Source organism: Streptomyces sp. NPDC054786 (assembly GCF_053611685.1).
Map to the genome: position 1 here is coordinate 91,073 of NZ_JBSHAW010000005.1, position 24,718 is coordinate 115,790.

The window sequence follows — 24,718 nt, forward strand, 5'->3', positions numbered from 1 at the left end:
GCCGTCGAGCACCCCGTCCGCTGGATCAATAATCGACCATGGAATCCGGTCGTGAGCGGCTTCGTCTTCTTCCCGCCGGGTGAACGCTGTGTTCCCGGTCCGAGCGGTCCTCGTCACCAGAGCTTGTCGATCTCGCCCGGGTACACCTCGATGCGGGAGTGCGGGAAGGCGGAACGATGCCGCCGGCCCCGGGGCGAGAAGAAGCCGGCCATGGTGACCTTGTCGAAGCCGGGGCGGTCGCTGGGGAAGGGGGCCAGAGGCGTACCGCCGACGAGCACCGCGCCGGGCAGCTGATGCCAGCCCGCGCCTTCGTAGAAGGGCTGAAGCGGGCGGTCGCAGGTGAACAGGCCGACGTCCAGGTTCATGGCCGCCATGGCTTCGCGGGCCGCCGTCACCAGACGGCGGCCGTGGCCCTGGCCGCGGGCGGCGCCACGGGTCACCACCGTGCTCAGCCCCGCGGCCTGGTAGCGCTCTCCGTCATGGACGATCTGCTTGGTGAGGATGTCCAGGGCGGCGAGCACCGTGGCACCGTCGACGAGCAGCATCGACACCGGCCGCAACGCAGGGTCGTGGGCGAACGTGCCGGGCGCCGAAGGGGAGTCCGGTGGCCAGGCCTCGTCCCGCAGCTCCGCCACCTGCGTACGCAATGCGGGCGGGACATCGGCTTCCGGGAATGTCATGATCGGCACCCATCCATTGTGACTGCCCGTGCATGGGGGGCCAAGGGTTTTCCTGTGACCGGCCGCACCTGGTCTCTTGTGGGCCGTGGACGATCGAGGGCCGACCTCATCGCTGCATGTGCACGTCGGCCCAGGGCAGACGATCTCCATGGGATTGCTGAGGCGTTGGGAACGTGCGGTGGAGGATTGCGAGAGCGCGCTGCTGGCCAAGATTTTCCGGACCGACCCGGTCCAGCTGTTCGACGCGCTACGGCAGGAGTGCGACGACCGTGCGGTCGTCTGCAGCCAGCACCGCGTCCTCGTACCCAATGACTACACCGTCGAACTCGCGGAAGAGGTGCACGATGAACTGGCCGCACGCGGCGGGCAGATGGGACGGCAACTGACCGACGTGCTGGACCGGCACGCCGCCGAGCGCGGATACGAATGGGCCGGCCCGCTCACCGTCCACGTCGCCGCCGCCGAGGTGCCGAACGGGCGGTACCGCATATCGAGCGCGGCCCTCGCGCACATCCCCGTCGGTGCCGCAGGTCCCCGAGGAGGGTGACCAGAAGCCGCTGTCACCTGATCCGGGGGAGAGCGCCGGGTAACCGCAGTGGTCTGCCGAATTGAGGGGTGCGTACTACGGACATCGATGGGTGCGTGGTGCTGGCAGCGAAGGGCCGGGCCTCAGAACGGCCCGGCCCCTCCGCGTCCCATCGGACTCCTTACTCCGTCGAATCGGCGATCTCGGCAATCACCTGGGCATGGCAGGGCTCCGGGAGGCACCAGCAGCCGAGCCGGCGTCCGCGCAGTTCCGGCAGGAGCGCCAGCAGATCGGGGCGTTCCAGCAGATAGGCGCGGTACTTCGCCAGGACCTCCGCGCGCGACCCGTCCCGGCCCGGGCGGAACGGACTGGCCAGCGGCGACGCCTTGAGGTGCCAGCCGCCACGGTTCATCGCCCGCCCTACATAGACCACGTCGGCGTACTCCGGGTCGTCCCGGTGGCCCTTGAGGTTGACGACCGTCGTGCGCTTCATGCCTTCATCCTCATGCCGCCGACCGCATCCGGCAGTGCGACGGCCGCGTGCGGGTCGTGGCCGCCTCGTGCGAGCGCCCCGGGCGGATGCGCGTGGACCGTGGACTGTGTCATCTGTCGTTCTCTTCCGGTGGTGTGGTCCCGGGACCGGCCGGCTTTCAGGGGAGCTTGACCGCCAGCAGGTCGACGGGACGGATGTCGGGGGCCGAGCGGAGCATGGTCCCTGCCGCTTGTGTCAGCGCCGCGGCGATCCGGCCCTGCAGATGACCGGTCCGGCCCTCCTCGTCGTGAAAGGTGTCGAAGACCCCGAACGTGGTGGCGTCCTCGCGGAACGCGAACCACGTGACGGTGTGCTCCTCCTGCCGCGCGAGCTCCAGCGCGTCGCCCAGCAGCGCCGCGACCTGCTCGGCGTACTCCGGCTGTGCCTCGATGCGTGCCAGCAGCCCGATCTTCATGTGCGTGACTCCTTGTTTCGGTGTGTGCCCTCCGTTGGGCACACACCGAACCTACGGCTGTGCACCGCACCCACGACAGTGTCGTAAACGACGCTCCTGATAGCGTTTCCGACATGGATGTAGCGGTGCTGGCCTACGACGGCGTCTTCGACTCCGGGCTCGCGGCGATCCTCGATGTGCTCGACGGCGCCAATGCGATGCGCGGGGAGCTGGCGGAACCGCCGCCCGCATGGACGGTCACCACCATCGGGTTCCGGCGACGGGTGCGCACGGGAGCGGGACACCTCGTGAACACCGCACCGGTGAGTGCGGCGGCGGAGGCGGATCTGCTGCTGTTGCCGGCACTCGCCGAGCGACGCCCCGAATCCCTCATCGAGCATGTCTCGGGCACCGCCTCCGCCCCGCTACGACGGCTGCTGGCCACCACACGGGAGCATCGCACCCCCCTCGCCTCGGCCTGTACCGGCACCTTTCTGCTGGCGGAGTCCGGCGTGCTGGACGGGCGGCGGGCGACCACGAGCTGGTGGCTGGCGCCGGTCTTCCGCACCCGCTACCCCGCGGTCGAGGTCGACCAGACCCGCATGGTGATCACCTCGGACGGTGTCACCACGGCCGGTGCCGCCTTCGGTCATGTCGACCTGGCGCTCGCCGTCGTACGGATGAGCAGCCCCGCGCTGGCGGACCTGGTGGCCCGCTACCTGGTGGTCGACGAACGGCCGTCCCAGTCGGCGTACACCATCCCCAGCGCCCTCGCCCAGAGCGACCCGCTGGTGTCGGCCTTCGAGCGCTGGGTCCGCGCGCGTCTGGACCAGCCGATCAGTATCAGCGAGGCCGCTCACGACCTGGGCGTCAGCGAACGCACCCTTCAGCGCACGGTTCAACGGACCCTGGGCACCTCCCCGGTGCGCTTCGTGCAGGACGTCCGGGTGGAGCAGGCGTCACATCTGCTGCGGACCACCGAACTGACCTTGGAGTCCATCGCCCGCAAAGTGGGCTACGAGCATGCCAACACCCTCCGCGTCCTGCTGCGTCGGCTCACGGGCAGGACGGTGGGGACCTTCCGCGGTCCGGATGTGTGACCGCACGCCCCGTGCCGCCCACCCGGCCGACCTCGTGTCAGGGCCGGTGAGGGGCTCCGTACCCGCGCAGCCCTCTCGGCTCGCGGCCGACCGGGCGGCCGTCCCCCTCCCGTGGCCGACCGGACGGCCGCCTCCCTCGTGACCGATCGGCCGTCCCCCATGGGCCGATCGGCCGTCCCCCGTGACGGATCGGCCGTCCCCCGCGACCGACCGGCCGTCCCCCGTGATGGATCGGCCGTCCCCCGCGACCGACCGGCCGTCCCCCGCGACCGATCAGCCGCCCCCCCCGCGACCGACCGGGCGGTCATCCCCCTGTCCCCGCGCACCACTCGCGCGGGGACGGACCGCCCGACTCGGGATTGCCGGCTGCGACTACCCGTGAGCTGCCGGAAGCGGCGAAGGGTTTACAGGGGTCGGGCCCACAGGTCCCACTGGAGGCCCCCGCCGTCGCAGAAGGGATCGGCCCACTTGCCGCTGCTGACCAGGTCGGTGCCCGCGGCCTGGCAGCCGCTGAGAGTCCAGAACTTCTTGCCGGTCCACACCGTTCCGGGCGGGCCGTCCATCGGCTTGGCCTGGGTGTGGAGCGCGGCCGGTGCGGCGGCCTCGGCTCCGGTGGTGGCGTGGGCCTGAGCGGCGCCACCCAGCCCGACGACCGTGAGCGCGGCGGCAGCGAGCGCAGTGGTGAGAATTCGCCTGTTACGCACGTGATGTCCTTTCCCCGTTGCGAGGGACCCCTTGCGAGCCCGTCACCCTGCATACGGATGAGGGCCCTTCGCTGTATGACACGTCGTCGTGTGACGTGGGTCACATGTAGCGCGACGGGGGGCTACCTGCCCTCTTTCTCGTACGCCCGGCCCCCCGGCCGCCGCCCGGTGGGCGTGAACTGCCGTGGCCGAAAAGCTATTTGACGAAGAAGCGTCTCGCCATGGCGACCGTGTACGTCTGATCGTGAAGTGTGCCGCGGCGCCCGATTTCGTCCGGCAGGGCCGAAGTCGCCGATGTATCGGCCGTGGTGACGGGGCGTGCGGTGCCGTGTGCGGTCGCCCGGCGAAGAGAAGCGGAGGTGGCCGGGTGAACTATTCCGACCTGCCGGTTTACCTGTTCTTTTCAGGGTGTTGTCCGGAGGCGCTTGCCTTGGAAGCGCGGGCATGGATAGCGTAACCAGCACCTAAAGCTTTCTGGACAGCTTTAGTGAAAGCTAAACATCGTATTGATCCCGGGTGGGGGAGAAGCATGCAGATCAAGGTTGCGGTGGCGTACCACAGTGGATACGGCCACACCGCAAAGCAGGCGGCGGCTGTCGCGGCCGGTGCGGAGAAGGTTCCCGACACCCAGGTACGCCTGGTCTCCCTCGCCGAGCTGAACGACGAACTGTGGGAGGTGCTGCAGGAGTCCGACGCGCTGATCTTCGGCACACCGACCTACATGGGCGGCAGCAGCGCCGTCTTCCGTGCCTTCGTCGAGGCCACCAGCCAGGTCTGGGGCGACAACATGCGCTGGAAGAACAAGATCGCCGGTGGCTTCACCAACAGCGGCAACATGGCGGGCGACAAGCTCAACGCGCTGATCGACATCACGCTGTTCGCCGCTCAGCACGGCATGATCTGGGTCGGTCTCGCCGAGTACGGCGGCTGGAACACTTCCGCCGGCAGCCCCGAGGACCTCAACCGGCTCGGCAGCTGGCTGGGCGCCATGTCCCAGTCGAACAACGACGAGGGGGCCGATGTCACCCCCTGCGCCAGCGATCTGCGTACCGCCGAGGCACTCGGCCGCCGGATCGCCGAGACCGCCCATGTGCACCGGGCCGGCCGCGCAGCCGTCGGGTTCGACGAGGTCTCCGCCTGACCTCCACGACCCGTACCGAGGCAGCTGCGACCGGGAGGGGGACCCGATGAACAGCCGTCAGGAGCCGGTGGTGCCGCGCACGGACGTACAGTCCGAGGTGGCCACCGGCGATGCGGTCAGCCGTCAGGTATGCAGCGCGGCGGCTGTCGCAGGGGGCACGGCGGCCCGTGCCGTGCCGGCGGGGGTGCCTTGTCCGGGCCCACCGCCGTCGCCCGAGCCGGCGCGACGGGCGATCCGCTCCGCACCACCGCCTCCTGTTGCGGGATCGTCGGGTGCGAGCCCGCCCGGTCCCGCACCCGGCTCGCCGGGCCCGACGGCGACGATCCGGTGAACGGCGGGGCGAGTGGAATCGACTGTGTCGTAAGCCGCTCGATTCCGGATGGAGCGGCGGTCGTCCGGCACGTTCCAGGGGTGGCGTCGGGAGATCCCTGCCGGGTGCCACTCGCGTCCGGCACGGTGCGGGACGTCATGGCATCGCCGCCGCACCGACTCCGGGACGCCGGGCCGCCCGGCCCCGGACCGGATCCCTTCCTCTCGACCGCACACTCCGGCGGGGGACGCTGTCCCCCGGTTCCGCACCGGCTTCGGCCACGAGGCCACCGGAGAACTGCCGGGCCGGATGATGCCCTCTGTTTCTGCGACATCCAGGCGGCTGGTCCCCGCGTCGCCGTACCGGACAGCGCGCCGTCACCGGCGTCGCGGCCGGACCGAAGCTGAACACCACCCGGTGGCCCCGCCCACCGGTGTGGAGCACCACGGCCGTCACGGCGCGGAGCGCATTTCGCTCACCCTCGTGGCACGGCCGGAACCGATGCGCCCCAGGGCGTCCCGGTTCCCCCCTCCCGGCCGGCTGAAGCTCGTCCCCGTTCGGCAGTTCCATCACCTGCACCGTGCCCGCGGGCCGCCGCGAGCACGGCACGTCCCGGCCGCGTCCGTCCACGCGGCCGTTGCCACCTGCCATTCCGAGGAGATCAGCCATGTTCAAGACCACCACCGATGCCGAGTTGGCCGGCAACCCGATCGACGAGGTGATCGGTTCCACCATCCGTTACGCGGCGCTCACCTCCGCCGCCAAGCTCGGCATCTTCACCGCACTGGAGGAGGGCGGCCCCAAGACCCTCGACGAGCTGGCCACGGCGATCGGCGCCGGCACCGACGGCACCCGTGCGGTGGCCGACGTCGCCGCCGTCCTGGGCTGGCTCACCCTGGAGGACGGGCGCTACCGCAACGGCCCGCTCGCCGAACGCTGGCTGGGCAAGAACGCCGAGTACGACTTCACCCCCGCCCTGCTGTGGGCGTACGAACTCACCAATGTCATGTGGGACCTGCCGCAGGCCGTACGGGACGGCAAGCCCGACCGTTCGCTGTGGGAGCGCTGGGCCGACAACCCCGAGGCCGGGCGGGACTTCTCGGCATACATGCGGGTCAAGTCGCGGCTGACCGTGCAGGCCATCGTCGACGCCGTACCGCTGCCCGAAGGGGCGCGGCGCCTCCTGGACCTGGGAGGATCACACGGACTGCACTCCATGGCCATGTGCCGGCGGCACCCCGCGCTGTCCGCGACCATCGTCGACCTGCCCGAGGCGCTCGCCGACACCGGCGCCGCGATCGCGGAGGCGGGGCTGGCCGACAGGATCAGCCTGCGGCGCGGCAGTTTCCTCAGCGGCGACCTCGGCACCGGATATGACGTGGTCTTCCTCTTCGAGATCGTGCACAACCACACCGACGAGGAGAACCGGGACCTGATCGCGCGGGCCGCCAAGGCGCTGCGGCCCGGCGGCCGGATCGTGGTGCTGGAGGACGTACGCGGCGAGCAGCTCGACGAGCACAACGCGGCGTTCTCCCTGGCGATGTACGCCTGCTCCGGTGACCGCACCTACAGCCTGCCGGAGATCTCCGGCTGGCTCGCCGGGGCGGGCCTGAAGACCGTCGAGCGGATCGCACTGCCCTCATCCGTCTCCCTGGTCGTCGGCACCAAGTAGAGCCGGCAGCCGGGGAAGGGGGGAGCACCGTGCAGATCGATCTGGCACACCGGTCGACCAGCTCATGGGTGGACGCCGCGGACCTCGCTCGTGAGGTGTACGCCCAGGCATATGGCGCCGATGTGGCGCCCCGGCCCGACTCGTTCATCGTCGCCCGCCCGGCCTGCGCCGGGGCGGCGGAGCCCTGCGCGCCACTGGCCTGTGCGGGGCTCACCTTCGGCAGGGACCAGGAGTTGTTCTCCGAGCGGTATCTCGACACCGGAGTCGAGGCCGCCGCACTGGCCCACCTCGGGGTCACGGTGGACCGGAGGCGGGTGGTGGAGGTGGGGGCACTGGCCACCCGCCGCGCCTCGGTCGGCCGCGAACTGATCAGAGCGACACCGATCATCTCCTGGTGCCTGGGCATGGAGTACATCCTGTGCACCGTCACCCGGAGCCTGATCACGACACTGGGCCGCACCGGCATCTGCTTCGTGCCGTTCGGCCCCGCCGACCCCAGCCGGCTGGCTCCCGACGAGGCGGCGCGCTGGGGCTCGTACTACGACCATGAGCCACAGGTCGGCGTCATCGCGCTGAACGCCCTGGACCGGCTGTTCTCCGACACCACCGGGCGCTACTCCGTCACCGACCTCCAACTGAGCATCAGCGCAATGGAGGTGGCCGGTCATGCGGGCCATTAGGGAGAGCCTGGTCAGGTTCGGGGAGTCGGCGCGCCCGATGATCGAGGTGTTGGGGGAGGACGGCGTCCCGGCACGGACCCTCAGCTACCAGGAGGTGACGCGCCGGGCCGCCGACCTCGCCGAACGGATCGCCCAGGGGGACGGCCGGCCGCTGCGCATCGGAGTGGTCTGCGGCAACACTCCCGAATTCGTGGTTGCCGACCTCGCGCTGATCGCCGCCCGTGCCATCGAGGTGCCGGTCCCGCTCGCCTTCTCCGCCGAACAGGCCGCCGGCCTGCTGGAGGAGACCGATCTGTGTCTGGCGGACGCGGCCGGGCAGGAGCGTCTGACGCAGTGGGGGAGGGACCGGGTGCTGCGCCCGGACTGTACGGTGCTGCCGCTGTCCACGGACGAGCCCGTGCCGTCCGCGCCGTTGGTGCTGCGGCCGGCCGGCGCCGGGCGGACGGACTGGGAGTGCAAGGTCATCCACACGTCCGGGACCACCTCGCGCCCCAAGGGGGTGCGGATCCGGGCAGCGGCGCTGAATGAACTGCTGGGCTCACTGCGGTCGGTGATGCCCCGGGGCGCCTTCGCCCGCTATCTCTCCGTCGTTCCCTTCAGCCTGCTCATCGAGCAGGTCACCGGCCTCTACATGGTCCTGCTCGACGGCGGGACGCTCGTCCTGATGCCGCCGGGCAAGGCCCTGGTCGGCACCGCGGCGTCGGCCGCCGCCGACGCCATGCCGTATGTGGCGGCGTCCCGCCCGACCGCGATGGTCGCCACGCCCGCGCTCGTCGATGCCTTCGCCACGGCTGCGGACGAGGCCGCGGGCAGCGGACGGGCCGTGGCGCCGGCTCTCTTCGGGAGTCCGGAGGCGCCGCTCATCTGCTGCGGCGGTGCGCCCGTGCACCCCGAGCTGCTGCGTCGCCTGGAGGAGCACGGCCTCCCGGTCCACGAGGGGTACGGGTTGTCCGAGAACAGCTCCGTGGTCAGCTGGAACACCCCGGCCGCCCGGCGGCTCGGCACCGTGGGCCGCCCCCTGCCGCACGTCCGTGTCAGGATCGCCGACGATGGTGAACTCCTGGTCAACAGCACCTCGTTGTTCGCCGGCTACACCCGCGACGACCCCTCCAGCCTCGTCCTCGACGCCGACGGCTGGCTCCGCACCGGCGACCTGGCCCGGGTCGACGAGCAGGGGTTCCTCAGCATCACCGGACGCAAGAAGAACGTCATCATCACCGCGGCGGGCCGCAACGTGGCCCCCGAGTGGGTCGAGGCGCAGTACGCCCAACTCCCCTTCGTCCGCGCCGTCGCGGTGTTCGGTGACGGACTCACCGTCCTCCACGGGCTCTTCCTCGTGGACGGGTCCACCGACCTCGCGGCGGCCGAGGCAGCCGTCCGGGAGTTCGGCGCGGTGCACCTCTCCGAGGTGGAGCGGGTCGCCGTACCGCACCTCACCGTGGCCGACGAGCGCCTGTACCGCAGGTTCTTCACCGTCACCGGCAGGCCCATGCGGGCAGCCATCCGCACCGCCCTGTCCAACGGAACGCTGTACGACCACCAAGGAGCTGACGCATGACCACGATCGCTGACGTCCGGCCCTACGGCGCCGCCACCGGCCGGCTCGTCCTGCCCGCCGGGGACAGCTCGCTCCGGGCGCTGGACCCCGCATGGGTCACCGGTCTGCTCGCCGACGCCGGCTTTCTGCTCTTCCGCGGCTTCTACACCGACCTGGAGGAGTTCACCTCGTTCGTGAAGGCACACTCCGGCCGGATCACCCTCGACCCGGCGCGCTCCTTCCACGGCGGTGAGGTCGCGCAGAAGGTGGACGCGGGCACCAACGCCGTCGGCCTCCACCTGGAGAACGGCAACAGCCCCTTCGGCCCCGACCTGACCTGGTTCCTGTGCGAGAAGGCCGCCTCCAGCGGCTCCCGGACCACCGTCTGCGATGGCTACCGCGTCTGGGACGCGGCCGGCGACACGGCCCGCGCGGTCTTCGGCATCAAGGACATCATGTACAGCCGCCGGGTGGAGGAGCCCAAGTGGAAGGCGTTCGTCTGCCACCAGACGGAAGGCCGCAAGGACCTCGACGACGTCACCTTCGCCGATATGAAGGAGCTGGTGGGCAGCAGTGTGTCCACCACCCTCCAGCTCAACGACGACGGCTCCATCCACTACGCGTACCGCACCGGCGCCGCCCACACCACGCTCTTCGGCAGCCGGCTCTCCTGGGCCAACAGCATCTTCGGCCCCTCGTACAACTACGAGGCCCCGCGCATCACCTTCGCCGACGGCACCGACATTCCCGAGGAACTCCTCGCCGAATTCCGCCGGCTCACCACCGAACTGACCGAGGAACTGGACTGGCAGGACGGCGACCTGGCGCTGATCGACAACACCCGGGTGATGCACGGCCGACGCGAGATCCTCGACACCGACCGGACCATCTACAACGCACAGAGCTACCTCGACCCCGCCTTGCTGGCCGCCGTGCGGGACGGGAGGGCGCAGCGGTGACCACCCCTCCCTCCGGGCTGGACGACGCGCGCGTGGGCGCCGTGCTGGACGAGATCGCCCACACCGCCGAGCACAACGACCCGGACGTGATGAAGCGCGCCTACGCCACCGCGGCCGACTGGCCGCAGCCGCCCACCGCCCGGCAGGCCGCCGAGCTGTGTGCCCAGGCCGCGCTGCCCGTGCACCCGCAGGTCGGCACCTTCCTATACCAGCTCGTACGGAGCCTGCGCCCGGTCCTCGTCGTGGAGTTCGGGACCTCCTTCGGCGCTTCGACGCTCTATGCGGCGGCGGCGCTGCGCGACAATGGCGGCGGCCGCATCATCGGCTCGGAGCTGCACCCCGGCAAGGCCGACCGTGCACGCGGCCATCTGGAGCGCGCGGGGCTCGGTGCCTTCGCCGAGATCAGGACCGGCGACGCCCGCGAACAGCTCACCGCTCTTCCCGGTCCGGTCGATCTGGTGCTGCTGGACGGATGGAAGGAGCTCTACCTCCCGGTCCTCAAGGTGCTCGAACCCGCGCTGCGGGCCGGCTCCCTGATCATCTCCGACAACCTGCCGATGCTGCCGCCCGAGTTCACCGACCACGTCCGCACCGCCGGCAACGGCTACCTCTCCCAGCAGCTTCCGCTGGGAGACGGCATCGAGTTCTCGCTCCGCCTCCAGGAACAGGCATGACGCCGCGGCCGGGTGAACCCGCCGGACGCCGCGCCACCCGTACACACGGAAAGGGCACTGAACACCCGTGAACCCCCGCACCCATCGCCGCACCCTGCTCCGGGCCGGCTTCGCCGCGCTGCCCCTGGCGGCAGCGGCACCGGCCGCACACGCCACCGAGCGGACCGGCCGGCTCACCGCCGCCGATGTCTCCTGCTGGACCGACGCCTATCTGGAGGCCTGGCGGACCAAGAACGACGCCGCAGCGGTCCGGCTGTTCACCCCCGACGCCGTGTACGAGGCGGTGCCCGGCATTCCGGCGCAGACCTTCCGCGGGCGCGACGCCATCGGCCGCTACTGGCGCGAGATCACCGCAGGCCAGACGGAGATGACCGGCCGTCACGGCACCCCGGTCGTCACCGGCAATCGGGCGGCCGTCGAACTCTGGGTCACCCTGCGGGCCCCCGCCATCAACCCGGACGGCGACCACTGGGTCACCTTCCTGGAGACCAACATCCTGCTCTTCGCCGCCGATGGCCGCTGCCGGCGCAACACCGAGTACTGGAACCTCCAGATGGGCCGTCTGGCACCGCCTCAGGGGTGGGGCACTGCATGATCCCCGCTCGTTCGCTGATCACCGGTGGCCGCGTCCTGAGCATGGACCCGGCCATCGGTGAACTGCCGTCCGCCGACATCCTGGTGGAGGACGGCCGGATCACGGCAGTACGCCCGGACATCGACGCCACGGGGGTGGACGAGCGGATCGATGCCCACGGGTGCCTCGTGCTCCCCGGCTTCGTCGACACCCACCGCCACATGTGGCAGGCGGCACTGCGCGGCAGTGGCGCCGACCAGACCCTGGACCAGTATTTCGCGACCGTACTGCAGACCCTGGCACCCCGGCTGACCGCCGACGATCTCCACACGGGGAACCTGCTGAGCGCACTGGGCGCCCTGGACGCGGGGGTGACCACCGTCCAGGACATCTCCAACGTCGCCAAGCCGACCGAGGAGCACACCGACGCCCTGCTCGATGCGCTCACCGCCTCCGGGCTGCGCAGCGTCTTCGCCTACGGACACGGCACGGCACAGGACGCCCGCCGGGTCCGTACCCGGCGGCTGCACGCCAAGGACGGCCTGGTGACCATGGCGCTCAACGCCGAGGCCGGCAGCGATGAGACCGTCCGTCGAGGCTGGGCCCTGGCACGTGAACTGGACCTGCCGACCGCCCTGCACGTCCGGGGCGGCAGCCCGGTCTCCCGGCTGCGCCGCCTCGGCGTGCTGCGCCCCGGGACGGTGTTCATCCACGGCACCGGCATGGACGCCGGTGAGCTGCAGCTGATCCACGACAGCGGTGGGGCACTGTCGGTCGCGCCCGCCATCGAAATGACCATGGGCCACGGGCTGCCCCCGTTCGCCGCAGCGAGGGCCGCCGGTTTGCGCCCCAGCCTCAGCGTGGACGTCGAAGTCGCCGCGCCCAGCGATATGTTCACGCAGTTGCGCGCCGCCCTCCAGATCGGGCGCTTCGCGGCGCTGCAAGGTCATGCGGGCCCGGAAGCACCGCTGCTCACCGCGCGGGATGTCCTGGAGTTCGCCACGCTCGGCGGCGCCGAGGCGCTCGGGATGACGGACCTCATCGGCTCGCTCACCCCGGGCAAGCAGGCCGATCTGATCCTGTTGCGCACCGACCGGCCCGGAGTGGCGCCGGTGTACGACGCCACCGCGGCCGTCGTGTCGGCGATGGACCGCGCCGATGTCGACACCGTGATGGTCGCCGGGCGGATCGCGAAGCGGCGGGGGCAGCTGCAGTACGCCGGGCTGCCGCGGCTGCTGGCACGGGCGCAGGACGTGCGCGACCGGCTGGCCGCTCACTGACGCCACTGCGTCAGCGGCGGATCAGCACGCCCTCCTCGATGGCGGCGAGCGCGATCCGCAGCTGTTCGCTGAGGGCCTTCGCGGTGCGCTCCGGAATGCGGTCGACGAGCCGGGCATGCACGGCGGTGGTGGCGCGCACCGCCGCCTCGGCGGTCTCCACCCCGCTCGGCGTGAGCTGCACCCAGCTGCTGCGCGCATCGTCCTCGGCCGCCGCGCGGGTGACATAGCCGGCGGCCACCAAGCGCTTGATGACATTGCTGGTGCCACCGGAGGACAGCAGGAGGGCGTGCGTGAGGTCGGTGGGCTTGAGGCGGTAGGGGGCGCCGATCCTCCGCAGGGTGGCGAGCACTCCGTACTCGGCCTGGGTGAGCCCCAGCTTCTCCAGTTCGGCGCCGGCGGCGATGTCGAAGGCCGAAACCAACAGGGCGGTCCGTTTGGCGAGTTCCAGCGGGAGACCGGCGATTTCGGGCAGTTCATGCCCCCATGCCGAAATGATCTCGTCTACGTGGTCAGGCTCCACCATGAACCGCCTTCCCTCTACCTAATAGCTCAGTTCAAAGATATCCCACTGTCCGGACAGGCACGTTCTGACCTGGGGAGACGGTGTGGTTGTCAGATGCAGACACTGTGAAAAGCTTTCCATCTACCTTTCAATATAGCTTTTTCCAATGCTTTCTCTCTATGCTTCTCCCATGTTCAAGCGTGCGTCGAAGCGTGCTCTGGCCATGACGGCGGTCCTGGCTCTGGCGCTGACCGGCATCACTTCCTGCGCCGGCCGCGCCGCGGACAAGGCCCCACAACGGGGCGCAATGGCGGAAAACCGCCGCTCCACCGAGGAAGGAACCGTCGGAATGCGAGAGTTCAGCGCCGCACCGGACCGGCTGCCGTCGTGCTTCCGCGGCGCCCGGGACGCCACCGCGTACCGTCTGCCCGGTTCCTCGGGGCGAAGCCGGCTGGTCACCGTGGGCAGCGGACCTCGCGGGGTCGTCTTCGCGCCCATCTCCTGGGGCGATGCCTGTGAATGGGCGGCCGAGGCCAAGCGGCTCGCGACCCGCGGCTACCACGTCGTCACCTTCGACTGGGGAACGGACCGCCGCCGGACCGTGTCCGACGCGACCCGGCTGCTGCGTTCGCGCGGCACCACGAGCGTGGCGTGGGTGGGCGGTTGCATGGGCGGCACGCTCATGCTCGGCATGCTGCCGGACCGCACCGCCCGGCCTGCCGGCGTCGCCGGTATCAGCCCGCTGGCCTCGCTGGGGGGCTACACCGCCGGGAGCGGCACCTCCTACGACGGCGAACTGCTGCTCCTGGGGACGGCCGACGATCCGCTCTCCGACGAAGGACGGCTGCGCGAGGTCGCCCACAGCTTTCCCAAGGCAGAGGTCACGGTCCTGCCCGGCACCCTCCACGCCGCCGAGATCTTCGCCGGCCCGCACGGTGACGCGGCCCGCCGCAGCCTCGACGGCTTCCTCGGCCGCACCTTCGCCCCGGCCGGCGGCTGAAGCCTCGGTGCCGCAGGCCCCAGCAGTCCGGCCCGGCCCGAACTGCTGGAACCCCTGGCACCGCCCCGGCCCGAGAGGAGGCGGAGGCGGCGCCGACCGTCCGGGTCGGTCAGGAGTGGGTGGCGAAGTCCTGGGTCCACCACGGGCCGTTGGCGCTGAGGTTGACGCCCACTCCGGTGGCCTTGTACGAGCAGTTGAGGAGGTTGTCCCGGTGGCCGGGGCTGTCCATCCAGCCCTTCATCGCCGTCGACGGATCCTTGGGGCTCTTGAAGATGTTCTCGGCCCAGCTGCCCCACGGGAAACCGGCCTTGGTCATCCGGGTTCCCGGGTCGACGCCTTCCGGGGTGTTGTGCTCGTAGTAGTTGCGGGCGGCCATGTCGTCCGAGTGGGCCTGTGCCGCGGCCTGCAGTCGGCGGTCGACGGTGAGCGGGCCGCAGCCGTGCTGCGCCCGCTGGGCGTTGACCAGCTCGACGATCTTCTGCGCGAACGCCGCGGCGGTGCCCGTCGCCGCCCGCGTTCCGGCCGGGTCCGTGGCCCCTGCTCCGGACTCGGGGTGGGCCGCGCGGGGCGTTGTGCTCTTGGCGGTGTCCGCGCTGCGGCCGGGGCGGGAGGCGTGCGGCCGGGGCGCGGAGTGCCGCTTGCCGTGTCGTTCGGCCTCGGACGGGGAGGCCGATGGCTTGCGGCTCTTGCGCGGGCGTGAGGCGGTCGGCGCCGGGGGAGTGGAGGTGGTGGCGGCCGATGCGGACGGCGCGGACTGCTCTGCCGCGAGCGCCTGGTCGGCTCCGGAGTCGGGCCGTATCAGTACCACACAGGACCCGCCCACGACGATCACGGAAGTCACCGCCAGCAGTGTGGCCTTCCGTCGGGGATGGCTGCCGCCGCGGTGCAGGCCACCGGTGCGTCCATGCCGGCCCCCCGAGCGACTGCCGGCGCCGGACCCGCCCGAACGCCGGTGCGCGGCGGACTCGTTCGCCCGGCCGCCGTTCCCCGTCGGGGCCGCGTCGTGGAATTCGGTCTGAAGGTGGTCGTTGTTCATGGTTCCGTTTCCTGTGGGGGCCGAGGGATCTGCCGGCCGGCGGTGCCGCGTGGTGCGTGCTCCGAGGTGGCCGACACATGGGAGATCCCGGGGGCGGGCCCCGATAACGGAAAGTCGCAAGAAATGTGCCGCGGTCCCTCAGAGGCCTCCGGTCCCCGGCCGGGGACCGACTGCCACGACGTGTCGCCGGCACCGGGACCGAGCCAGGGGCGTGGCCCGGACCGTGGGCACTTTCCTGATCCGCGTAGGTTTTTTCTGTTATCGCGATGAGCCCGCGGGGTCACCTGAGTGCGGGGGCTACGAGTACGCACGAATGAACAGGGATGAATGGGCGTGAAGCAGGAAAACGGGACGGCGGCTGTCGAGGCCGCCAAGGCCGGGGACGAACATGCCCGGGAGGAGCTCATCGCCTCCTACCTGCCGCTGATCTACAACGTCGTGGGGCGCGCACTGGACGGCCATGCGGACGTGGACGACGTGGTGCAGGAGACCATGCTGCGCGTCCTGGAGTCGCTGGCGGACCTACGGGAGCCGGCATCCTTCCGCTCCTGGCTGGTGGCGATCGCCATGAACCAGGTACGCCGCCGGTGGACCGCCGACCGCAAGGCACCCGTCGTCGGCCTGGACGAGGCGCCGGAGCGGGCCGACCGCTCCGCCGATTTCGTGGACCTGACCATCCTGAAACTGGGGCTGTCCGGCCAGCGCCGGGAAGTGGCCGCGGCCACCCGGTGGCTGGACGAGGGGGACCGGTCACTGCTGTCGCTGTGGTGGCTGGAGGCCGCCGGTGAGATCACCAGGCCGGAGCTGGTCGCCGCGGTCGGGATCGACTCACGCCACGCGGCGGTCCGGGTGCAGCGCATGAAGGAGCAACTGGAGGCCGGACGTGTGGTGGTCCGTGCGCTCTCGGCGAGTCCGCCGTGCCCCGACCTGGCCCACTTGACCGCCACATGGGACGAGGAACCCTGCGCCCTCTGGCGCAAACGGATATCCCGCCATGCGCGTCAGTGCGCGGCCTGCTCCGGACACTGGAGCGACCTCCTGCCCGCCGAAGGACTGCTGGCCGGCCTCGCCCTGCTGCCGCTGCCTTCGCATCTCACACCGCCCCCGGGCCTGGCACCCACCGCCGCGACGGCGCCGGCGACCGCGGCACCCGCACACCACGCATCCGGCGTGTCCGGCGCACACCCCTTGCCGAAGCGGCTGCCCCGGCCGCGCCGGGTGAAGAAGGGCACCGCCGTGACCGGTACCGCCACGCTCGCCGTGGTCGTCACCGCCGCCCTGTGGTGGTCGCCCGGTACGCCGCCGGCTGAGCGGAAGGACGAGCCGAAGGCGACACGTACCGTGGCCGCGCCCCCACCGACCCCACACCCCACACCCACCCCGGCCCCGTCGCGCACCCCGAGCGCGTCGGCCACCCCGTCCGCCCCGCCCACGCCCACTCCGCCCAGCCTCGAAGAACAGGCCACCACGCTCATCAACATCCGGCGGGCCCGAGTCGGCTGCGGGCCGCTGCACATCAACGGGAGACTGCACACCGCGGCGCGGCGCCACTCCGCCGACATGGCGGCACGTCAGTACTACGAGCACGACGCCCCGGACGGTACCGGCCCCGACGAGCGGATCACCGCCGCCGGATATCGGTGGAGCAGCTGGGGCGAGAACCTCGACCGCGGTCCGCGAACCGCCGCCGCGGCGGTGAACGACTGGATGGGCGACTCCATGCACCGCGACAACCTGCTCGACTGCAAGTTCACGGCAGTCGGCATCGGTGTCGTCGAGGGGGCGGGCGGGCCCTGGTGGACCCAGGACCTCGCGGCACCACGCTGACCTTCACGGCCGGGGAGGGCCGGGCGGGCACGTGGACCGGGCCCGCCCGGCACCGGGGCGGCGAGTGAGAGCCGCCCCGGTGCGGACTGTGCGGGCCCGTCCTAGCGGGACACCCGCCAACTCAGCGATCCGGACAGCGGTTTGCGCAGCGCCGGGTCACGGACCGCGGCCGTCCGGTCGGTGGCCCTCGCCGTGACGGTATGGGTGCGACCGTCGGCCGGGACACCGAGGGCCCGCACCATGACAGTGGACCTGCCGCGCGCGGCCTTGCGCTCGCGGCCGTCGACATACCACTTCACCTGTGCGGAGGCGGGTGCGCTGACACGGAGACGAGCCGTGCGCGGCACCGTGCGGTCGGTGGCCACCGGGCTGCTCAGCACGCTCGCATAGCGGTAGAAGCCCGCGATCATCGCCTCACGGCCGGGAAGGTTGAACTCCCGGCCGAGCGTCCGCATGATCGAGTTCTCGGTGGGGCGGTTGAGCCCGTACTGGTAGTAGCCGCCGCCCTCGAACGCGCCGACCGCGCCGCCGTCCGGCGACTCCTGGCCGATCCAGCGGTACCACTTCTGCTGCTGGGCGGTCATCTGGTCGGCGGAGAGCGTGGTGAGGTTGGCCTCGGCGGGCTCGGGACCGGAGTAGGTGCCGGACTGGCCGTAGTCGTACTCGTCGGCGAGCTTGCCGAGCGAGTGACCGGTCTCGTGCACCGCGATCTGGTCGGACCGGTCGTTGTCGGAGGAGGCGGTGGCGATCCCGTCGTAACCGACCTGTGAGGAGACGTCGTTGTAACCCGCACCTCCGTACTTGGTGGAGTTGGCGAGCATCACGACGAGGTCAGCGGCCGGGGCCTTGGAGGCGTACGACTCGACCTTGCCGGTGTCGACGCACAGCAGCCGCTCGGTGCCGTCGCAGAAGAAGGCGGAGTCGAGCGCGGTGTCGCGCACCACGTCTTGCGTCGGGTCCCCGGAGACGCCGGACTCGTTGGAGACGGCGTCGACGGCCCAGACGTTGAACAGTCCGGCGTACGAGGCGTAGGGCTCGACGGCGGAGATCTTGGCCCACTTGGCGCGGACGTCTGCGTGGAAGTCCTCCTGCTGGGCGGCGGTGTAGCCGTCACCGATGAAGACCACATCGAGCTTGGTGCCGACCGGGCCGTTCTGCACGATCGAGGTGACGTCGCCGTCGCCGGCGATCGCGGCCTTGTCGGAGGGGGAGAGCGGTTTCGAGGCCGGGACGGTGGTGTGCCGGGGGTGACCGGCCGCTCCGGTGAAGTACTCGACCTGCTGGGTGCGTTGCCCGTGCGGGGACGGGGCCGTGGTGGCGCCTTGGGCGGAGGCCGCGGCGGCGGTCGCCGCCAGCGCCACCGCGGCGAGGCCGGCCGACACGGCGGTACGTATGGAAGTGCGTCTGGAGGTGCGTCTGCGCATGGGGGGTTCCTCCCGAAGCCCGCCGCACGAGCGGCGGGCTGAGCTGAATTCAGGCGCGCTCAACGTAGAGGCTCCGGGGGCTCCAGGCAACGGATGATGCCCAAGTGGCTGATTATGCGGATGAGTTGGGGGACAGGCGGGTGTGCGCGGGGGTGCCCCGTTCGGCCCCGATACGTGTAGGGGGTGTCGCGGTCGGCGGGGCGAGCGCGGGAGCATACGCGCCTGGCGTGGTGCGGTTGCGTATATGCCCAGCCGTCCCGCGGCCGACGGTGAACTGCCGTACCCGCCCCCCGTGTTCAGCCGCCCTCGCGCGCGACGAGCACGTCGTAGAGCGGCCAGCCGTCCAGCTCCTTCTCCCCGGCTGCGGTGGGCAAGCGGCCCTGTGAGGCCACCTCGTCGAAGATCCGGCGGACCACACCCGGCTCGTGCAGATTGAGCACACCGCCGTTGTGGGCGGCGACCGCACCGGAGTGCAGGAGGCCGTCAGGGACGAGACGCCCCGGCCGGGCACGGAAGACGATCCGCAGGGTTGCCCGAGTGGCGTCGTGGTGGAGCGAGAGAATCTCGCGGCATGCGGGGTGCTGGTGGCGGACCGACCACAGCCAGGTTTCCTCGCCGATGGCCAGACGCCGAAGTTGATGATCTTTCCGCATGTGTCCGAGCGTAGGGGCCGCAGTGCGCAGCGGGGCCCCGCGCCGGGTCACGGCCGGTTCCCCCGTGCATGGTTGCGGAAGGTGGCGGGGGTCTCGCCGGCCCGCTGCCGGAAGAACTTGGTGAAGACCGTGGCGTCCGGGAAGCCGAGCCGGTCGCCGATGGCGGTGGCGGTGAGGCCGGTGTGCACCAAGAGGCGCTTGGCCTCCAGGAGGACCCGGTCGTCGATATAGCGCTTGGCGCCGCACCCGGCGGCGGCGTGGGTGGCGCGGGTGAGCGTGCGGACGCTGTAGCCCAGCTGTCCGGCGTACTCCTCCACCCGGTGCGTGCGGGTGAAGTCACGTTCCACGGCCTGCTGGAAACTCCGGAATGCCACACTGCCCGCCTCGTCGCCGCCCTGTGCGCCGCGCACATGGGCCAGCCGCAGGACGAGGACGGCGAGCAGATGGCGCAGCACCTCGATATGCACCTCCAGGGGCAGGCCGGCCAGCTGCCGGTACTCGCTCTCCAGCAGCTCCAGGACGTGCCGTACGGCATCCCCCTCCGCGCCTTGAGGGGTCAGCGGCAGCCTCCCGTCGTGCTGGTCGACGCGGGCGGCATCCACGGTGGCGGGGCTCAGGAAGCCCGGCAGGAAGAGGACGATGGTGCCCTCGGCCAGGGTGAGGTCGGAGCGGTACTGACTGATCTGGCCGGGCCGCACCCACAGCCAGCTGCCCGGGGTCAGCTCGTGCTCGGTGAAGTCGACGGAGCAGCGCAGGGTGCCGGAGCGCACCGAGATCAGCTCGTGGAAGGCCAGCCGTTTGGTGGCGTACGGGTCGATGTCATGCCCGCGGGCGCGGGCGAGCAGGTCGGCGAAGCCGAAGACCTCCGCGCCGGGCGGGGCTCCCGCAGAGGCCCTGAAGGGGACCTCGGTGACGTCAGCGGGTCCGTTTCTGTCCATAGCGTGTCCTCAGCGTACTGCTTCGAAGGGGTGGCTCGCGCCTAGCGTGAGAGGTGACGGGGCCGGTCAGGCCAAGTGCGGGCTGACGCGGCACAAATCCGCGGTGACGATGCAGTGACCGAAACATTCATTGCACTCGCACCGGCCTCCGCCTGCCGTGCACCGGCCTTGACCGGCCTTTGTGCTGTCCGACGAACCGAGGGAGCTGACCACTGTGCGACTGATCGTGGGGATGACGGGAGCGACGGGTGCCGTGTTCGGTGTCCGGCTGCTGGAGGCCCTGGCCGAGCTGCCGGACGTCGAGACCCATCTCGTCCTCTCCCGCTGGGCGCGGGCCACGATCGAGCTGGAGACCGGACGTTCCGTCGCCGAGGTCAGCGCACTCGCCGATGCCACGCACCGGCCCGAGGACCAGGGCGCGACCATCTCGTCGGGCTCCTTCCGGACGGACGGCATGGTGATTGTGCCGTGCTCCATGAAGACGCTGGCGGGTATCCGGGCCGGCTGTGCCGACGGGCTGGTGGGGCGGGCGGCGGATGTGGTGCTCAAGGAGCGCCGCCCGCTCGTGCTCGTACCGCGTGAGACACCGCTGAGCGAGATCCATCTGGAGAACATGCTCGATCTCGCGCGCAAGGGCGTGCAGATGGTGCCGCCCATGCCCGCTTTCTACCACCACCCGCAGTCGGTGGACGACCTCGTCGACCACCTCACGGCCCGCATCCTCGACCAGTTCGACCTGCCCGCGCCCACCGCCAAGCGATGGGACGGCATGCGCGCCGCCCGCGCGGTCAAGCCCGTCGCCTGACCCCGACACCCCCGCCCCACCGAGGAGTTCTCATGGCGTACGACGACCTCCGCAGCTTTCTGGCGGCCCTCGACAAGGAGGGCCAGCTGCTGCGCATCACCGAAGAGGTGAGGCCCGAGCCGGACATCGCCGCGGCCGCCAATGCGGCCCCGCGGCTGGGCGACGCGGCGCCGGCGCTGTACTTCGACCACGTACGGGGCTTCACCGACGCCCGTATCGCCATGAATGTGCACGGCTCCTGGGCCAATCACGCCCTCGCGCTGGGCCTGCCGAAGGAGACCGGCACCAAGGAGCAGGTGGCGGAGTTCATCCGCCGTTGGGCGGAGTTCCCCGTCGCGCCCGAGTGGCGGAGCGATCCGCCGTGGGCCGAGAACACCATGGACGGCGACGCCGTCGACATCTTCCAGGTGCTCCCGCTGATCCGCCTGAACGACGGCGACGGCGGCTTCTACCTGGACAAGGCCGCGGTCGTCTCCAAGGATCCCGAGGACCCCGGCCACAGCGGCAAGCAGAACGTCGGCATCTACCGCATCGAGGTCAAGGGAAAGCGCAAGCTCGCGCTGCAGCCGGTGCCGATGCATGACATCGCCCGGCATCTGCACAAGGCCGAGGAGGCCGGCGAGGACCTGCCGGTCGCCCTCGCCCTCGGCAACGACCCGGTCATCTCCCTCGTCGCCGCGACCCCGATGAAGTACGACGAGAACGAGTACGAGCTGGCCGGCGCCCTGCGCGGCGCCCCGGCACCGCTCGCGAGGGCGCCGCTGACCGGTCTCCCGGTGCCGTGGGGATCGGAAGTGGTCATCGAAGGCGTCATCGAGGGCCGCAAGCGCGAAATCGAGGGCCCCTTCGGCGAGTTCACCGGCCACTACTCCGGCGGCCGCAATATGCCCGTCCTCCGCATCGACAAGATTTCCTACCGGAACCGCCCCGTCTTCGAGCACCTCTACCTCGGCATGCCATGGACCGAGGTCGACTACCTGATAGCCGCGAACACCTGCGTGCCGCTGTACCAGCAGCTGAAGACGGACTTCCCCGAGGTCCAGGCGGTCAACGCCATGTACACCCACGGCCTGGTCGTCATCGTCTCGACGAAGAAGCGCTACGGAGGCTTCGCGAAGGCGGTCGGCATGCGGGTGCTGACCACCCCGCACGGCCTCGGCTACGCCGCCACGGTCATCGTCGTCGACGAGGACGTCGACCCCTTCAGCCTGCCGCAGGTGATGTGGGCCCTGTCCACCAAGATGAACCCGGCAGGCGACCTCATCCAGGTCCCTCATCTGCCCGTCCTCGAACTGGCCCCACAGGCGCAGCCCCCCGGCATCGTCGACAAGCTCATCATCGACGCCACCACTCCCGTCGAACCCGACGGCCGCGGGAACTACGGCAACCAGGTACGCGACCTGCCCGAGACGGGCGCCTGGCTCACCAAGCTCCAGCAGCTCGCCGCCCACCGCTGACGGCGCTCCTCCGGCTCAACTCGCCGCCCGCCCACCCCACTTCACGAAGGGGACAGCCCCATGCCCGACGCCGCCACTTGCTGCCCACGCTGCGCGCACACCACCATCGAGCACCTCTTCACCTCACCCGTCCCCGGCGTCTGGGACGTCCTGCAGTGCGAGCGGTGCCTGTACTGCTGGCGCACCACCGAACCCGCCCGCCGCACCCGCCGCGACGCCTACCCCGACAGCTTCCGGCTGACCGTCGCGGACCTCGACAACGCCCCTGAGGTACCTGCCGTCCCGCCCTTGCGGACCGCCGGGTGAGGAGCGGTCCCGGTAACAGGGGGTATTGCCGGGGATTCAGGCGCGCCGACGGATGTCGTGGGGGTCCGCAGTACCACCGCGGACCCCCACGACATCCAGGTACCGGTCACGGGGCCCGGATCGCCCCGCCGCCCGTTCAGGTAAGCCGCGACGGCTCCGGAATCTCCTCGTCGGGCGGTAGGGCCTGGGGACCGGCGGCCCGGGTGCGACGGGTGAAGCGATAGCCGGCCACGAGGATCACCGCCCAGACCGGAGCCACGTACAGCGCGATTCTGTTCTCCGCGTCGAAGCCGAGCAGGACGAGAACGAGGCCGAGAAAGGCGAGGACGACGTAGTTCGAGGCGGGTGCCAGCGGCATGCGGAAGGCGACCTGCCGAAGCCGCCCGGCACGGACCGCAGCCCGGTAGCGCAGATGGGCGCAGACGATGATTCCCCAGGTGAAGACGGCGGCGATGGTCGCCACGCTCGTCACGTACACGAAGGCCTTCTGCGGCACGAAGTAGTTCGCGGCCACACCCAGCAGCATGACGACCATGGACGCGAGGATCCCCGCGGCGGGGACACCCTGGCGGCTGACCTTCCCGAACGCGGCCGGCGCGTGCCGGTCCCGGGCCAGGGTGAGCAGCATGCGGCCGGTGGAGAACACCCCGCTGTTGCAGGAGGACAGCGCCGCGGTGAGTACGACCATGTTCACCACTCCGGCCGCCGCGGGAACCCCGACCTTGCCGAAGACCAGCACGAACGGGCTGACATCCGGGTCGAGTTGGGTCCAGGGGACCAGTGCCATGACGGCGGTGAGGGCGCCGAGGTAGAACAGCGCGATCCGCCAGATCACCCGGCGCACGGCGGAGGGAAGGGTCTTTTCGGGGTCCTTGCTCTCCCCGGCGGTCACCCCGAGCAGTTCGACTCCGACGAAGGCGAACACGACCACTTGGAGGGCGAGCAGCGGTCCGGCCATGCCGTGGGGGAAGAAGCCACCGTGCGTCCAGATGTTGCTCAGCGAAGCGGTCTTCCCCAGGGGGCCGAAGCCGAAGATCAGGATTGCGGCGGCCATGATCAGCAGGATGACGATGGTGAGCACCTTGATGATGGCGAACCAGAACTCGAACTCCCCGAACAGCCGGACCGCCAGGAGATTGGCCACGCCGAGGATCGCCAGGGCGATGAGGCCGGGCAGCCACTGGGGCACGTCGGGCCACCAGTAGCGGACATAGATCCCGGCCGCGGTCAGCTCAGCCGTACCGGTGACGACCCACATCAGCCAGTAGCTCCAGCCGGTGGCGAACCCGGCCCAGTTGCCGATGAACTCCTCCGCGTAGGTGGCGAACGAGCCGGACACCGGCCGGTACACCAGGAGCTCACCGAGGGCACGCATCACGAAGAAGACGACCAGGCCCGCCAGCGCATAGGTGATCAGCAGACCCGGTCCGGCGTCGTGGAGGGCTTCGGCGGAACCGAGGAACAGACCGACGCCGATCGTCCCCCCGATGGCGATCATCTGGATGTGACGGGGCTGCAGACCCCGGTGGAGGTGCTCGGAGCCGGGGTCGTCATGGCCGGTGGGACGTGGCGGGGACGGTGGAGGCCGGTGCGTCATGGTGGGGCTCTCTCGTCGGGGGCGGAAATGAGGCAAGGGAGGGGACGGTTTCGGTGATCCAACGGGGTGGGGCGCTGGTCGGTATCGGTTCAGCGTGCGTCCAGGGCCGTGTCACCGGTGTAGGCGCGCGGAACGCGGGCGCCGATGCGGCTGACGATTTCGTGCGCGACGGTGTGGACGGCGCGGGCCCAGCCCTGCGCGCCGGGCTCCCCGCCGTCGGCGCGCGCCGCGGTGTCCAGCAGCGTCGGCCAGTCGCCCGCCGAGGCGCCGCCGCGCCCGAGCCCGGTCTCCGCTTCGAGGTGCAGCCGCGCAGGGCGGCCCACGGTGTGCGCCGCCCGGACCGCTGCCCGCACCGCCCAGTCGGCACCGGCCGACAGCTCGACGCCGCGGCCACCGCGGAATTCCGGTCG

At 70.9% G+C, this 24,718-nt stretch carries 26 protein-coding genes; 15 read left to right on the plus strand and 11 right to left on the minus strand.

Annotated features, from left to right (window positions below; translation table 11 throughout):
* Positions 1-113: 113 nt before the first annotated feature.
* Positions 114-680, minus strand: coding sequence for a GNAT family N-acetyltransferase (locus ACWGI6_RS06175; protein ID WP_393905241.1), 567 nt, complete (start codon positions 678-680; stop codon positions 114-116).
* 148 nt (positions 681-828) lie between these two features.
* Here ACWGI6_RS06175 and ACWGI6_RS06180 point away from each other — a divergent pair, with 148 nt between their 5' ends.
* Complete coding sequence (locus ACWGI6_RS06180) at positions 829-1,227, plus strand: DUF3662 domain-containing protein (protein ID WP_453266386.1); 399 nt, start codon at positions 829-831, stop codon at positions 1,225-1,227.
* Positions 1,228-1,387: 160 nt separating this feature from the next.
* Here ACWGI6_RS06180 and ACWGI6_RS06185 read toward each other — a convergent pair whose 3' ends face one another.
* Together ACWGI6_RS06185 and ACWGI6_RS06190 are read right to left on the minus strand one after the other, a co-directional pair.
* Positions 1,388-1,699: a DUF4326 domain-containing protein gene (locus ACWGI6_RS06185; protein ID WP_393905100.1), complete on the minus strand. Its 312-nt coding sequence runs from the start codon at positions 1,697-1,699 to the stop codon at positions 1,388-1,390.
* A gap of 157 nt (positions 1,700-1,856) precedes the next feature.
* Positions 1,857-2,153 carry a putative quinol monooxygenase gene (locus tag ACWGI6_RS06190; protein WP_453266387.1) on the minus strand — a complete coding sequence of 99 codons (297 nt, stop codon included), beginning with the start codon at positions 2,151-2,153 and terminating at the stop codon, positions 1,857-1,859.
* A 113-nt stretch (positions 2,154-2,266) separates the two neighbouring features.
* Between ACWGI6_RS06190 and ACWGI6_RS06195 the strand changes: the two genes are divergently transcribed.
* Positions 2,267-3,232, plus strand: a complete 966-nt coding sequence (locus ACWGI6_RS06195) for a GlxA family transcriptional regulator (RefSeq protein ID WP_453266388.1) — start codon at positions 2,267-2,269, stop codon at positions 3,230-3,232.
* Positions 3,233-3,636: 404 nt separating this feature from the next.
* Here ACWGI6_RS06195 and ACWGI6_RS06200 read toward each other — a convergent pair whose 3' ends face one another.
* A complete protein-coding gene (locus ACWGI6_RS06200; protein WP_453266389.1) occupies positions 3,637-3,936 on the minus strand; it encodes a hypothetical protein in 300 nt (99 codons plus the stop codon).
* 529 nt (positions 3,937-4,465) lie between these two features.
* Here ACWGI6_RS06200 and ACWGI6_RS06205 point away from each other — a divergent pair.
* The 8 genes from ACWGI6_RS06205 to ACWGI6_RS06240 all read left to right on the plus strand — a co-directional run bounded on the left by ACWGI6_RS06205 (position 4,466) and on the right by ACWGI6_RS06240 (position 12,763).
* Complete coding sequence (locus ACWGI6_RS06205) at positions 4,466-5,077, plus strand: flavodoxin family protein (protein ID WP_453266390.1); 612 nt, start codon at positions 4,466-4,468, stop codon at positions 5,075-5,077.
* 977 nt (positions 5,078-6,054) lie between these two features.
* Positions 6,055-7,059, plus strand: coding sequence for a methyltransferase (locus ACWGI6_RS06210; RefSeq protein ID WP_453266391.1), 1,005 nt, complete (start codon positions 6,055-6,057; stop codon positions 7,057-7,059).
* A gap of 29 nt (positions 7,060-7,088) precedes the next feature.
* Positions 7,089-7,739: a thermostable hemolysin gene (locus ACWGI6_RS06215; protein WP_453266392.1), complete on the plus strand. Its 651-nt coding sequence runs from the start codon at positions 7,089-7,091 to the stop codon at positions 7,737-7,739.
* A complete protein-coding gene (locus ACWGI6_RS06220) occupies positions 7,726-9,297 on the plus strand; it encodes an AMP-binding protein (RefSeq protein ID WP_453266393.1) in 1,572 nt (523 codons plus the stop codon). The genes ACWGI6_RS06215 and ACWGI6_RS06220 overlap by 14 nt, the downstream gene beginning before the upstream one ends.
* On the plus strand, positions 9,294-10,235 hold the full coding sequence (locus ACWGI6_RS06225; protein ID WP_453266394.1) for a TauD/TfdA family dioxygenase: 942 nt from the start codon (positions 9,294-9,296) through the stop codon (positions 10,233-10,235). The genes ACWGI6_RS06220 and ACWGI6_RS06225 overlap by 4 nt, the downstream gene beginning before the upstream one ends.
* A complete protein-coding gene (locus ACWGI6_RS06230) occupies positions 10,232-10,909 on the plus strand; it encodes an O-methyltransferase (protein WP_453266395.1) in 678 nt (225 codons plus the stop codon). The genes ACWGI6_RS06225 and ACWGI6_RS06230 overlap by 4 nt, the downstream gene beginning before the upstream one ends.
* 67 nt (positions 10,910-10,976) lie before the next feature.
* Positions 10,977-11,504 (plus strand): nuclear transport factor 2 family protein, encoded by a 528-nt coding sequence (locus tag ACWGI6_RS06235; RefSeq protein ID WP_453266396.1) that lies wholly within the window; start codon positions 10,977-10,979, stop codon positions 11,502-11,504.
* Entirely contained in the window at positions 11,501-12,763 is a 1,263-nt protein-coding gene (locus tag ACWGI6_RS06240) for an amidohydrolase family protein (RefSeq protein ID WP_453266397.1), read from the plus strand. The genes ACWGI6_RS06235 and ACWGI6_RS06240 overlap by 4 nt, the downstream gene beginning before the upstream one ends.
* 10 nt (positions 12,764-12,773) lie before the next feature.
* Here the strand turns inward: ACWGI6_RS06240 and ACWGI6_RS06245 are convergent, their stop codons facing one another.
* Positions 12,774-13,286 carry a MarR family winged helix-turn-helix transcriptional regulator gene (locus ACWGI6_RS06245; protein WP_393905111.1) on the minus strand — a complete coding sequence of 171 codons (513 nt, stop codon included), beginning with the start codon at positions 13,284-13,286 and terminating at the stop codon, positions 12,774-12,776.
* A gap of 169 nt (positions 13,287-13,455) precedes the next feature.
* Here ACWGI6_RS06245 and ACWGI6_RS06250 point away from each other — a divergent pair, with 169 nt between their 5' ends.
* On the plus strand, positions 13,456-14,265 hold the full coding sequence (locus tag ACWGI6_RS06250; RefSeq protein WP_453266398.1) for an alpha/beta hydrolase: 810 nt from the start codon (positions 13,456-13,458) through the stop codon (positions 14,263-14,265).
* A gap of 109 nt (positions 14,266-14,374) precedes the next feature.
* Here ACWGI6_RS06250 and ACWGI6_RS06255 read toward each other — a convergent pair whose 3' ends face one another.
* Entirely contained in the window at positions 14,375-15,106 is a 732-nt protein-coding gene (locus tag ACWGI6_RS06255) for a CAP domain-containing protein (protein WP_453266399.1), read from the minus strand.
* Between the two features lie 522 nt (positions 15,107-15,628).
* Between ACWGI6_RS06255 and ACWGI6_RS06260 the strand changes: the two genes are divergently transcribed.
* A complete protein-coding gene (locus ACWGI6_RS06260; RefSeq protein WP_453266400.1) occupies positions 15,629-17,128 on the plus strand; it encodes a sigma-70 family RNA polymerase sigma factor in 1,500 nt (499 codons plus the stop codon).
* Positions 17,129-17,229: 101 nt separating this feature from the next.
* Here the strand turns inward: ACWGI6_RS06260 and ACWGI6_RS06265 are convergent, their stop codons facing one another.
* The 3 genes from ACWGI6_RS06265 to ACWGI6_RS06275 all read right to left on the minus strand — a co-directional run bounded on the left by ACWGI6_RS06265 (position 17,230) and on the right by ACWGI6_RS06275 (position 20,143).
* Positions 17,230-18,552, minus strand: a complete 1,323-nt coding sequence (locus ACWGI6_RS06265) for a M64 family metallopeptidase (protein WP_453266401.1) — start codon at positions 18,550-18,552, stop codon at positions 17,230-17,232.
* A 296-nt stretch (positions 18,553-18,848) separates the two neighbouring features.
* Entirely contained in the window at positions 18,849-19,205 is a 357-nt protein-coding gene (locus tag ACWGI6_RS06270; RefSeq protein WP_453266402.1) for a hypothetical protein, read from the minus strand.
* A gap of 47 nt (positions 19,206-19,252) precedes the next feature.
* Positions 19,253-20,143, minus strand: a complete 891-nt coding sequence (locus ACWGI6_RS06275; protein ID WP_453266403.1) for a helix-turn-helix transcriptional regulator — start codon at positions 20,141-20,143, stop codon at positions 19,253-19,255.
* 214 nt (positions 20,144-20,357) lie between these two features.
* On the opposite strand from ACWGI6_RS06275, the gene ACWGI6_RS06280 reads away from it, so the two are divergent.
* The 3 genes from ACWGI6_RS06280 to ACWGI6_RS06290 are packed head-to-tail and all read left to right on the plus strand — an operon-like array spanning position 20,358 to position 22,711.
* A complete protein-coding gene (locus tag ACWGI6_RS06280) occupies positions 20,358-20,948 on the plus strand; it encodes a non-oxidative hydroxyarylic acid decarboxylases subunit B (protein WP_453266404.1) in 591 nt (196 codons plus the stop codon).
* 32 nt (positions 20,949-20,980) lie between these two features.
* Positions 20,981-22,405: a non-oxidative hydroxyarylic acid decarboxylases subunit C gene (locus ACWGI6_RS06285; RefSeq protein WP_453266405.1), complete on the plus strand. Its 1,425-nt coding sequence runs from the start codon at positions 20,981-20,983 to the stop codon at positions 22,403-22,405.
* Positions 22,406-22,465: 60 nt separating this feature from the next.
* Positions 22,466-22,711 (plus strand): non-oxidative hydroxyarylic acid decarboxylases subunit D, encoded by a 246-nt coding sequence (locus tag ACWGI6_RS06290; protein ID WP_453266406.1) that lies wholly within the window; start codon positions 22,466-22,468, stop codon positions 22,709-22,711.
* 136 nt (positions 22,712-22,847) lie between these two features.
* On the opposite strand, the gene ACWGI6_RS06295 is transcribed toward ACWGI6_RS06290, so the two are convergent.
* Positions 22,848-24,308: an amino acid permease gene (locus ACWGI6_RS06295; RefSeq protein WP_453266407.1), complete on the minus strand. Its 1,461-nt coding sequence runs from the start codon at positions 24,306-24,308 to the stop codon at positions 22,848-22,850.
* A gap of 89 nt (positions 24,309-24,397) precedes the next feature.
* A complete protein-coding gene (locus ACWGI6_RS06300) occupies positions 24,398-24,631 on the minus strand; it encodes a hypothetical protein (protein WP_453266408.1) in 234 nt (77 codons plus the stop codon).
* Between the last annotated feature and the right edge of the window lie 87 nt (positions 24,632-24,718).